Annotated in this window: 4 protein-coding genes and 1 pseudogene; 3 read left to right on the top strand and 2 right to left on the bottom strand. The window is 61.4% G+C overall.

Features of this window, described 5'->3' with window-relative positions; all coding sequences use genetic code 11:
- Window positions 1-200: hypothetical protein (locus tag ACH2EH_RS26155; protein WP_395146361.1), on the top strand; the 200-nt coding region annotated here is incomplete at its 5' end.
- On the opposite strand, the gene hpt is transcribed toward ACH2EH_RS26155, so the two are convergent.
- Both hpt and ACH2EH_RS26145 read right to left on the bottom strand, forming a co-directional pair.
- On the bottom strand, window positions 135-692 hold the full coding sequence (gene hpt, locus ACH2EH_RS26150) for a hypoxanthine phosphoribosyltransferase (protein ID WP_395146360.1): 558 nt from the start codon (window positions 690-692) through the stop codon (window positions 135-137). The two genes, ACH2EH_RS26155 and hpt, sit on opposite strands and share 66 nt — an antisense overlap.
- An 8-nt stretch (window positions 693-700) precedes the next feature.
- Complete coding sequence (locus ACH2EH_RS26145; RefSeq protein WP_395146359.1) at window positions 701-1684, bottom strand: hypothetical protein; 984 nt, start codon at window positions 1682-1684, stop codon at window positions 701-703.
- 53 nt (window positions 1685-1737) lie between these two features.
- Between ACH2EH_RS26145 and ACH2EH_RS26140 the strand changes: the two genes are divergently transcribed.
- Complete coding sequence (locus ACH2EH_RS26140) at window positions 1738-2517, top strand: phytanoyl-CoA dioxygenase family protein (protein ID WP_395146358.1); 780 nt, start codon at window positions 1738-1740, stop codon at window positions 2515-2517.
- A pseudogene (locus ACH2EH_RS26135) lies at window positions 2514-2626 on the top strand (imidazoleglycerol-phosphate dehydratase); the annotation flags it as partial. The gene ACH2EH_RS26140 and the pseudogene ACH2EH_RS26135, both read left to right, overlap by 4 nt.

Below are 2626 nucleotides of genomic sequence, written 5' to 3'. Positions count from 1 at the left end.
AAGAGGAGATTCGCCCCGCACGGCCCTTTACGCTCATCCGTGCCGTTGCCCTCGTGCGGGAGCGTGACCTCACCAGTGGGCTCCTCCTCCTGCCCGAGGGGACGGCGAGGAACGAGCTAGGGGAGATGGTTGCGTTACCCCCCGCCGTAGATGACGGGCTTGAGGGTGCCGATGTAGGGCAGCGAGCGGTAGCGGCCTAGATAGTCCATGCCGTAGCCGACCACGTACTCCTCCTCGACCACGAAGCCACAGTAATCGGGCTCTAGCTCGATTCCCAGTGCGCGGCGGCGAACGGGCTTGTCCAGAAGCGTGCAGACGCGGATGGAGGCGCACTTGCGGGAGCTGAGCAGCTCCCGCAAGTAGGAAAGGCGACGCGACATCGCTGGACTGAGCACATCTTCCACTACCAGCACATGACGGCTCTCCACGGGCTCGTCTAGATCCTTGAGAATCTTCACTACCCCACTTGCCTTGCTCCCAGAGCCGTACGAGCCCACGGCGACGAAGTCAAAGGAGAGCGGAATCGTGATGCGCCGCACGAGGTCGGCCATGAAGAGGGTCGAGCCCGTTAGAACACCAATCAGAATCAGATCCTTGCCCTCGTAGTCGCGGGTGATCTGTGCGCCCAGGGCGCTCACACGCGCAGCGATTTCCTCTTCGGTAATGCGAATTGTCTCGATATCAGGGTGCATGTTTCTCCTCAGTCCATAACCAAGTCAAACCAGTCCACATCGCTGAGCACCACTTTAGGGGTAGTGCCACCGAGGGGCAGCTCGTAGAGGTCATACGCGATTTTATCGGCAGTGGTGGGGCGTGGCGAGAGAAACAGCACTGTCTTGCCATTCTCACTGAACCGAGGGCGGGCAATCTCACCATTGATTAATCGTCTGGTTTGGAGGCCCGGACCTTCCGCCAGCCAGAGGCCACGCGGCACCGATGCAAAAACCACGCTCTTGCCATTGGGGGCCAGTGCGGGCCAGAGCGCCGCACCATAGACCGGTGTTCCTCCCAGGGGCGGAACCGGAGTCCAGGCATTGCCTACCGCGAGGTTACAGATCATGAGAGGAGCCACGCCGCTCTCACGCCCGATCGAGACTGCTGCAATATAGGTAGAGCGTGCATCGGGCTGGGTCACAGACCCCAGACACTTCCAGCGCCCCTCAGAGTCCACCAGGGCCGTGCCCACCTGAGCATCCATGGTCACCGTCATCACACCCGCCGCCGCGCCCACGCGGGTGCAGCCTAGATAGAGCGTTCGTCCGTCGGCGCTCCAGGAAAGGGAAACCGGGCTCCAGTCCGCAAGGGTCGTGCTCGGGCCACTGAGAATCGTTTCGCCCACCTCGGTGACTTTGTGCCCTTGCCGATCTGTCAGGCTGTCGGTGCTCAGAAGGCGCTTTTGTCGCCGCCCCGTGATGTCGGTCAGATAGAGAGTGAGGGGGCGTGCGGCAAGGCTACCCTCGCTCTCCTTGGAAGCGGACTTTGCCCAGACAATCCGCCGGCCATCGGGGGAAGCCGCCCAGAGACCCCCCGCCCCCGCACCGATGTCGAGCAACTTGCGCGACTCTTTTCCATCGCGGCTGGCACTATAGAGCGCACCGCCTCGCTGGAAGATAAACCGCTCCGCATGAGCCACTCCAGCCAACGCGAGCGTCAGACCAATGGCAACGAGACTTTGCACCTTCATTTCGCCCATCAGTGTACCGTATTTTAAGCTCCGTGAGAGGTATAATTTCCACTATGGTACTCACCGACGAACAACAGGCGACGTTTCACGACCAGGGTTTTTTGGTCTTTCCCCGCTACTTCACCGACGACGAGCTGGTTGGCTACAAAGCCGATATGGACGTTGTCCAGGCCCAGCGCGAGGCTAAAAAGCCTTCCCCCTATCTTTGCCAGCTCCCTCATCTGGGTAAGCTCATTGTTCACCCGAAGACCCTGAGTATTGTTGAAGAGGTGATGGGGCCGGGCTTTGCGTTTCACCACCTGCACGCGAGCCGCCAGGGCGCGGGCACTCCTGGATCGAACTGGCATCAGGACTACGAGCAAGAGCCGCAGACCAACCGGAGCCATGGCATGGTGCATGTGTTTTACTACTTCAATGGCCTCAATGGCGAGGTCGGAGACTTAGTGGTGCTACCCCGCACCCAGAAAACTGTAATCGCCAACGGGGCACTCTCGCACCTGGGCCAGCAGGTTCTCCCGGGCGAGATCGTGGTAGACAACTTGCCCCCTGGCTCCGCCGTGCTGGTCTACTCCGCCCTCTGGCACGCCCGCCGCGCCAAGCCCGGCGGTGAGGATCGGGTGCGCTACTTCGCCGACGCGTCGTACTGCCAGGCGGGGGTGAAGTGGCCGTCGTATCACAACGTCCAGTGGCGCGAAATTCTCGCCGCCGCCCGTGAGAACTTGGGCCACGAGTCGCTTTTCGCCGAGGAGCACTTCTTCGATGTGCGTGCGGGGAAAGCCGCGTGGCGAGAGCGGCAGGGGAGCCTGGTGCTTGATATACTGCCTACCGTATGAGTGCACCACGTATCGCCTCCCTCTCACGCCAGACCTCCGAGACAGAGATTACGCTCTCGCTTGATCTTAACGGCGACGGCTCCAGCCAGCTTGCGACCGGCGTCGGCTT

It is taken from the genome of Armatimonas sp. (assembly GCF_043760365.1).
In the GTDB taxonomy this organism is placed as follows: Bacteria; Armatimonadota; Armatimonadia; order Armatimonadales; family Armatimonadaceae; genus Armatimonas.
This window is presented reverse-complemented; position numbering and strand designations above follow the sequence as displayed.